The organism is Phenylobacterium sp. CCH9-H3 (genome assembly GCF_001557235.1).
Taxonomy (GTDB): Bacteria; Pseudomonadota; Alphaproteobacteria; order Caulobacterales; family Caulobacteraceae; genus Phenylobacterium.
Window position 1 is genome coordinate 191,507 of sequence record NZ_LSJI01000180.1, and the last position, 8,236, is coordinate 199,742.

At 68.8% G+C, this 8,236-nt stretch carries 7 protein-coding genes; 5 read left to right on the forward strand and 2 right to left on the reverse strand.

The annotated features are described in order from the left end of the window. The first annotated feature begins 33 nt into the window (after positions 1–33). The 5 genes from AX721_RS16775 to AX721_RS16795 all read left to right on the forward strand — a co-directional run bounded on the left by AX721_RS16775 (position 34) and on the right by AX721_RS16795 (position 6,807). The gene (locus AX721_RS16775; RefSeq protein WP_068877129.1) at positions 34–2,445 is read left to right on the forward strand and encodes a M1 family metallopeptidase; all 2,412 of its coding nucleotides are present in this window, start codon (positions 34–36) and stop codon (positions 2,443–2,445) included. After that, positions 2,442–2,948 carry a DUF6702 family protein gene (locus AX721_RS16780; protein WP_068877130.1) on the forward strand — a complete coding sequence of 169 codons (507 nt, stop codon included), beginning with the start codon at positions 2,442–2,444 and terminating at the stop codon, positions 2,946–2,948. The genes AX721_RS16775 and AX721_RS16780 overlap by 4 nt, the downstream gene beginning before the upstream one ends. 139 nt (positions 2,949–3,087) lie before the next feature. Beyond that, entirely contained in the window at positions 3,088–4,935 is a 1,848-nt protein-coding gene (locus AX721_RS16785) for an AMP-binding protein (protein ID WP_068877131.1), read from the forward strand. Further along, positions 4,936–5,847, forward strand: coding sequence for a glutathione S-transferase family protein (locus AX721_RS16790; RefSeq protein WP_068877132.1), 912 nt, complete (start codon positions 4,936–4,938; stop codon positions 5,845–5,847). Between the two features lie 102 nt (positions 5,848–5,949). Then, positions 5,950–6,807, forward strand: a complete 858-nt coding sequence (locus tag AX721_RS16795; RefSeq protein ID WP_068877133.1) for a crotonase/enoyl-CoA hydratase family protein — start codon at positions 5,950–5,952, stop codon at positions 6,805–6,807. A 2-nt stretch (positions 6,808–6,809) separates the two neighbouring features. On the opposite strand, the gene AX721_RS16800 is transcribed toward AX721_RS16795, so the two are convergent. Beyond that, positions 6,810–7,091 carry a hypothetical protein gene (locus AX721_RS16800; protein WP_156467207.1) on the reverse strand — a complete coding sequence of 94 codons (282 nt, stop codon included), beginning with the start codon at positions 7,089–7,091 and terminating at the stop codon, positions 6,810–6,812. Positions 7,092–7,351: 260 nt separating this feature from the next. Then, positions 7,352–8,107, reverse strand: a complete 756-nt coding sequence (locus tag AX721_RS16805; protein WP_068877135.1) for an SDR family oxidoreductase — start codon at positions 8,105–8,107, stop codon at positions 7,352–7,354. Positions 8,108–8,236 lie beyond the last annotated feature (129 nt).

The window sequence follows — 8,236 nt, forward strand, 5'->3', positions numbered from 1 at the left end:
TGCACGTCCAGTAGCCGGGGGCGTGACAGGTCGATGAACAGGTTCGTTGTGTGGGTGTGCGCTGGCCTTGTCGGCGCACTGGCGGCCTCGGCCGCCATGGCCGATCCGGTCCGGCAGACCAAGGCCCCGTTCCAGGACGCCTTCCGCCAGCTCGAAGGCGAGGAGTGGCCGACCCCCAACGACTATCGCACCGCGAGCGGCGCGCCGGGCCACCGCTACTGGCAGCAGAAGGTCGACTATCGGATCCAGGCCCGCCTGGACGAGGCGACCAAGACCGTCACCGGCAAGGCGACGATCACCTACAGGAACCACTCCCCGGACCGGCTGACCTACCTCTGGCTGCTGCTGGACCAGAACATCTTCCGGCGGGACAGCATCGCCGAGCGTACGGCGACCGTCGGCGCGGCGGACGAGATCAGCCTGGCCGCCCTGCGCCGGGTCCAGATGTTCAAGGACTGGGAGGGCGGCTTCAAGCTGACCTCCGTGAAGGACGGCAGCGGCCGGACCATCCCCCATACCGTCGTCGACAGCCTGATGCGGTTGGACCTGCCCCAGCCGCTGGCCTCGGGCGCCTCCGCGACCTTCACGATCGAATGGTCCTACCGGATGGTGGAGACCAAGGTTGTGGGCAGCCGCGACGGCTACGAGTGCTTCACCAAGCCGGACGAGGACGGCAACTGCCTGTTCCTGGGCGCCCAGTGGTTCCCGCGGCTGGCCCGTTACACGGACTACGAGGGTTGGCACAACAAGGCCTTCCTGGGCGCTGGAGAGTTCACGCTGGAGTTCGGCGACTACGAGGTCGCCCTGACGGTGCCGAACGACCACGTGGTGGCGGCCACCGGCGACCTGACCAACCCCGGCGCGGTGCTGACCGCCGCCCAGCGCCAGCGCCTGGAACAGGCCCGCACGGCGAAGGAGCCGGTTTACATCGTCACCCCGCCCGAGGCCCTGGCCGCCGAAGGCCGCAAGCCGACCGGCGAGAAGACCTGGGTGTTCCAGGCCGACAACGTGCGTGACTTCGCCTGGGCCTCGAGCCGCAAGTTCGTCTGGGACGCCATGGGCGTGCGTCAGGACAGCGCCGAGCGGCCGCTGGTCATGGCCATGAGCTTCTATCCGAAGGAGGCCCGGCCGCTGTGGGACGCCTGGTCGACCAAGGCCATCGCCCACACGCTCGACACCTACAACGACTTCGCCTTCCCCTATCCCTACTCCAAGGCCCAGTCGATCAACGGCATCAACGGGGGCATGGAGTACCCGATGATGACCTTCAACGGGCCGCGGCCGACGAAGGACAAGAAGACCGGGGACCTGACCTACACCGAGCGGACCAAGGCGGGCCTGATCGGCGTCATCATCCACGAGATCGGGCACACCTACTTCCCGATGATCGTCAATTCCGACGAGCGCCAATGGACCTGGATGGACGAGGGCCTGAACACCTTCCTCGAGTTCCAGGCCGAGAAGCGCTGGTCCAAGGACTTCCCGGCCTACGACGGCGAGCCGCGGCACATCGTCGAATACATGGTCAGCCAGAACCAGGTGCCGGTGATGACCCAGTCGGACTCCCTGGTGCAGTTCGGCCCCAACGCCTATTCCAAGCCGGCCACGGCCCTGGTGATCCTGCGCGAGACCGTTCTGGGGCGTGAGCTGTTCGACAAGGCGTTCAAGGACTACGCGACCCGCTGGCGCTTCAAGGGCCCGACGCCCTACGACTTCTTCCGAACCATGGAGGAGAGCAGCGGGGTCGACCTCGACTGGTTCTGGCGCGGCTGGTTCTATTCCACCGACCATGTGGACATCGCCCTCGACGGCGTGACCGCCGGCAAGGTGGAGCCGGCGGACGCCGAGGCCCGCGCCAAGACGCGGCGCGAGCGGGCCGCCGCCGAGCCGCCCAGCCTGACCGAGAGCCGCAACACCGAGCCCACCTATGCCGAGCGCGACCCGAAGGTCCGCGACTACTACGACACGATCAACCGCAACGACGCGACCGTGGCCCAGCGCAAGAAGGCCAAGGAGGCCGACGAGGACCTGACGCCGCAGGAGCGCGTGGCCCGCAACCAGACCGACACCTTCTACCGCTTCCGGTTCCGCAATGTCGGAGGCCTGGTGATGCCGGTGATCCTGAAGCTGGACTTCACCGACGGCAGCACCGAGACGGTCCGCATCCCGGCCGAGATCTGGCGCCGCAACAGCAAGCAGGTCACCTGGCAGTACGTCACCGCCAAGACCCTGAAGCGCGCCGAGCTCGACCCGCTGTGGGAGACGGCTGACGCCGACCGCGACAACAACCTGTTCGAAGGTTCGGGCGTCGAAAAGATCCTGAAGCTGTCGCCGACCCGCCCCGACGACGAGAACAAGCTGAAGGACAACGAGCTGCGCGTTACGCCTGACAGCCTGGCGACGCAGCCGGCGACGAAGCCCAAGTCGGCGGACGCCCCGAAGTGAGGCGGCTGCTCGCCTTCTGCGCGGCGGCGCTGCTTGCACTGCCGGGCGCCGCCGCCGCGCACCGGGGCCACGCCTCGCTGAGCGTGGTGGAGATCGACGCCGCCACCGGCGCGGTGACGATCACGCACCGCATGGCCGCCCACGACGTGGAGCCCGCCCTGTCGGTGATCGCGCCCGACGCGCAGCAGAGCCTGGACGACGCTGACGCCCTCAAGGCGCTGGAGGTCTATGCGGGGCGGGTGTTCAGGCTATGGGACGCAGAAGGCCGGGCCGTGACGCTCCAGCATCGCCGCACGAAGCTGGCCGGCGACAGCGTGGAGCTGGTCTATGGGGCGCTGTTGCCCGCGCCGGCGCAGGCGGTGACGGTGGACTCCGGGCTGCTCGAGGAGGCCCACGCCGACCAGGAGAACCAGGTCAACGTCCGGCGGAGCAAGGTCACCCGCACCGTGCTGTTCCGGGTGGGCGATGCGCCCCAAGAGGTGGTGTTCGAAGGCGGTCGTTGACCGCGCTGCACGGCGCACTTTCCCGGCAAGGTTTCCCAGGCGGCGCCCAAACGGCGCATCGTTGACGTGGCGTCCCCGTTGCAGGCGCGCGCCGTTGGCATAGGCTTGGGGCAACCAAACCACAACCGGGAGGACGGGCATGAGCCCCGCCGACGACCAGGGCGCCGCCGTCGCCGCGCCGCCGCCGTTCAAGCCTTTGCCCCAGAAGGCGCCGGACGTCAGCATCGAGCGGTCGGCCGACGGGACCTACTACGTCCGGTCGAACCATCCGCCGGCCGAGGGCCCCCGCTCCATCGCCCACCTGCTGGCCGAGCGGGCCGCCGCGCACCCCGACCGCCCGTATATCCTGCAGCGCGCCCCGGGCCACGGGCCCTGGCAGGGCGTGACCTATGGCGAAGCCAAGCGCGCCGCGGATGGGATCGCCCAATGGCTCCTGGACCAGGGCCTGACCGGTGAGGACAGCGTGATGGTGCTGTCCGCCAACTCGGTGGAACACGCCCTGATGATGCTGGGCTGCTACACGGCGGGCGTCCCGATCGCGCCGATCAGCCCGGCCTACAGCCTCATCTCCACCGACCACGCCAAGCTGAAGCATTGCTTCGCCACGGTGAAACCCCGGGTGGTGTTCGCCCAGAACAGCGAGATGTTCGCCCGCGCCTTCGAGACGCTGAAGGCGCAGGATCCGACCCTGCGCTTCGTCACCGTCGACGGCGGGGCCGGGACCACGGCGCTGGCCGAACTGACGACCACCGAGCCCACGCCGGCGGTCGAGGCGTCTCGCGAGGCGCTGAACCATGCCACCGTGGCCAAGTACCTGTTCACCTCCGGCTCCACCGGCATGCCCAAGGGGGTGCCCCAGACGCACGGCATGTTCGCCGGCGTGATCGCCGGGATGGAAGGGCTGCGCGACGAGCCGGTCGATCCTGACGTTATCCCCCAGGGGCTGGAATGGATGCCCTGGAGCCACATCTCGGCGGGGAACATCGGCTTCAACGGCGCCATGTGGGCCGGCGCCACGCTGCACCTCGACGAGGGCAAGCCGATCCCGGGGATGTTCGAGACCACCATCAAGAACCTCTACGAGATCTCGCCGATGACCTTCGGCTCGGCGCCCGTGGCGTTCGGCATGCTGGTCGAGGCGATGGAACGCGACCCGGCGCTCCGGAAGAGCTTCTTCAAGAACCTGCGCAGCGCCGGCTACGGCGGGGCGACCCTGTCCACCGACGTCTCCGAGCGGCTGCAGGCCCTGGCCATCGCCGAGACCGGTCATCGCATCCCGCTGACCACCATGTACGGCGCGACCGAGACGCAAGGGATCACGGTGGTCCACTGGATCACCGAGCTGGTCGGGCTGATCGGCCTGCCCCTGCCGGGCATCACGCTGAAGCTCGTGCCGAACGGCTCCAAGCTGGAGGTGCGGGTGAAGGGGCCGACGGTCACCACCGGCTACCACAACGACCCCGAGAAGACGGCCGCGGCCTTCGACGAGGAGGGCTTCTACAAGCTGGGCGACGCCTGCCGTTTCCTGGACCCCGGGCGCCCGGAGCTGGGCCTGGTGTTCGACGGCCGCGTGACCGAGGACTTCAAGCTGGACAGCGGCACCTGGGTGTCGGTCGGCACCCTGCGGCCGGACCTGGTGGCGGCCTGCACGCCGTACGCCTTCGACATGGTCATCGCCGGCCAGGACAAACCGTTCGCCAGCGCCCTGATCTGGCCGTCCCCGGCGGCCCTGCCCACCCTGGGCGACAATCCCATCGAAAGGCTCAAGGCCGAACTCAAGGAACGCATCGCGGCGTTCAACGCCACGGCGGGCGGCTCCTCGCGCCGGATCGCCCGCTTCATCGTCATGCTGGAGCCGCCGTCGATCGACGCGGGCGAGATCACAGACAAGGGCTATGTGAACCAGCGGGCGACCCTGGAGCGCCGTCACGCCCTGGTCGAGGCCCTCTACGCCAACCCGCCCGGCGATGGGGTCGTGGTCGTCTAGATGACCGCCGAGCTCATCCTCCACCATTACGACACCTCGCCCTTCTCGGAGAAGGTGCGGTTGATGTTCGGCATCAAGGGGCTGTCCTGGCGCTCGGTGATCCAGCCGGTGATCATGCCCAAGCCCGATCTGATCCCCCTGACGGGCGGCTATCGGCGCATCCCGGTGATGCAGATCGGGGCGGACGTCTACTGCGACACCCAGGTGATCCTGGCCGAGATCGAGCGGCGCCATCCCGAGCCTCGTGTGGTGACGGGCGCCGACTGGGCGGTGAACCTGTGGGCCGATCGCCTGTGGTTCCAGGCCAGCGTGGCCCTGATCTTCGCGGAGATGGGCGAGCGGGTCCCCAAGGACTTCATCGCCGACCGCGAGAAACTGTCGGGCCGGCCCTTCGATGTGGCGGCCATGAAGGCGGCGGCGCCGTTCATGCGCCAGCAGTGGCGGGCCTATGCCGGTTGGATGGAGGAGGGCTTGGCCAGCGGTGACTTCCTGGGCGGGGCGAAGCCGTCGCTGGCGGACGTCGCCGCCTGGATGAACGTCTGGTGGCTGGGCGCGGCGGCGCCCGCCGTGGCGGATGATATGCTCGCCGGCCTGCCGCGGACCCTGGCCTGGCGTGAGCGCCTGCGCGCCATCGGTCATGGGACACGCCAGGAGATGGCGCCGTCCGAAGCGCTGCAGGCGGCCACGGCGGCGACGCCGGCGGACGAGGGCGTCTGCGCGCCCGGCGACCCCACCGGGCTCAAGAAGGGCGACGCGGCCGTCGTCCAGGCCGACGACTATGGGCGCGACCCCGTCGAGGGCGTACTCGTGAACCTGACCAACGACCGGATCACCCTGGCCCGCGAATGCGGCGAGCTGGACGTGATCCATGTGCATTTCCCGCGCGCGGGCTACGTCCTCGCCCGCCGCTAGATCGCTGGCGATCTAGCGTCTTTGAACTTTTGATTTGCGTCGTCCGGGCGTCGAACCGGCTTCCACTTCGCCTGACGACGCAACCGGTAGGAGGAGCAGACGATGAACGACCGCGTGAAGGTGGAGATCCAGGACGGCGTCGCCGACGTGCGCTTGGTGCGGACCGACAAGATGAACGCCCTGGATAACGCCATGTTCGAGGCCCTGATCCAGACAGGGGAGCGGCTGAAGGGCGAGCAGGGCCTGCGGGCGGTGGTGCTGTCGGGGGAGGGGCGGGCATTCTGCGCCGGCCTCGACATGGGCAACTTCCAGTCCATGGCCTCGGGCGAGCGTCAAGGGGGCAAGGGCACGGCCGGACCGCTGCTGACCCCGAAGCGCACCCCCGGCGGGTCGAACCGCGCGCAACATGCCGTGATGGTCTGGCGCGAGATCCCCGTCCCGGTGATCGCCGCGGTGCACGGGGTGGCGTTCGGCGGCGGCTTCCAGCTCGCCCTGGCGCCCGACATGCGTTTCGTGGCGCACGACACCAAGATGTCGGTGATGGAGATCAAGTGGGGCCTCGTGCCCGACATGGCCGGCATGGTGCTGATGCGCGGCCTGGTGCGCGACGACGTGGCGCGCGACCTGACCTATTCAGGTCGGATCTTCACGGGTGAGGAGGCGCTGGCCATGGGCCTGGCGACGCGGGTGTCGGAACATCCGCTGGCCGAGGCGCTGGCCTATGCGAAGGACGTGGCGGGCCGCAATCCGCACGCGATCCGCGCGGCCAAGCGGCTGCTGAACCTGGCGGCTCAGGGCGACCAGCACGAGATCCTGCTGGAGGAGAGCCGCGAGCAGGCGGCGTTGATCGGCTCGCCCAACCAGGTCGAGGCCGTCATGGCCAATATGCAGAAGCGTGCGCCGAACTTCGCCGAAGCCGAGGTCGAGACCCCGGCGCCGGTTCCGTTCGGCGCAACCTGAACTTAGCGCGAGGCCAGCTTGATGCCGGCGGCGGCGGCGAGCGCCGGGTCGTTGGCGCGCGTCACGGCGTCGGCCACCGCATGCTTGAAGCACGAGGCGTACATTTCGCGCGGGAACGAGGCGCCCACGACGGCCTGCTGGCAGACCTTCTTGGCGGCCTTGGCGATGTCGGCGTGCAGTTGCTCGGTGGTCTTGCCGGCGACGGCGACCTTCATCGACTGAGCGCTGGCGGGAGCGGCGACGAGCATGACGGCCGCGGCGGCGATGGTCAGGGTACGGATCATGATGTTCTTCCGGGACAAGGGTTTGCCAAACCCCTTTCCGACGTTCCTCTCGGCGGGCCGGGAGACTGACGCTCACCGTGTCCACCACCGATGCGCCATGATTCCGCCGCTCTTCCGCTGACGCAAGCGCTAAGTTGCTGCGACGCAGCAACAATGGTGCGATGCAAACAGAACGTTGTTAAGTTACGGGCGCCCGCCCCTCGGACAGCCGTTAATTTGGGCGCCTTTGCAAGGCTCAGCTTGCGACGCCCTGTCGCAACTCAGCCGCGGCCCACGAACGGCATCTGAGTCGCCATCACGGTCATGAACTGGACGTTGGCCGACAGCGGCAGCCCCGCCATGTAGAGGACCGCATCGGCGACCGCCTGCACGTCCATGGTCGGCTCCACCTTCAGCGAACCGTCCGGCTGGGGCACGCCCTTGGCCATGGCGCGGGTCATGTCGGTGGCGGCGTTGCCAATATCGATCTGGCCGCAGGCGATGTCGTAGGCGCGCCCGTCCAGCGAGGTCGAGCGGGTCAGGCCGGTGATGGCGTGCTTGGTCGCGGTGTAGGCGATCGAGCGGGGGCGGGGCGCGTGCGCCGAGATCGAGCCGTTGTTGATGATCCGCCCGCCGCGCGGGTCTTGGTCCTTCATCAGGCGGAACGCGGCCCGGGTGCAGAGGAAGGCGCCCGTGAGGTTCACGTCGACCACGCGCCGCCAGTGCTCGATGGAATGGTCCTCGAGAGGCGTGGGCGGCGCCCCGGTCCCGGCGTTGTTGAACAGCAGGTCCAGCCGCCCAAAGCGGCCCTTCGTGGCCGTGAACAAGGCGTCGACCGACTCGGGGTCCGCCACGTCCGTCGGCTGGACCAGCGTGGCTTCCGCCCCGGCAAGATCGGCTGTTTCCTGCAAGACATCGGCGCGGCGACCGGCGAGTGTAACGCTCCACCCGGACCGAACGAGCGCTAAGGAAACTGCCCGCCCGATTCCGCTGCCCGCCCCCGTGACGATGGCGACCTTGGCCATTGCGCTCTCCATACCGTGTCTTTAGCCCTCGCGGCGCCCACCGCACCAGCCAGACGAGCCAGCATGCCCGATATCCCGCCGCTCCCGGCTCCGGAAGTCGAGATCGTCGTCGTCCATCCGCCTCGGCTCGCCCCGCTGGGC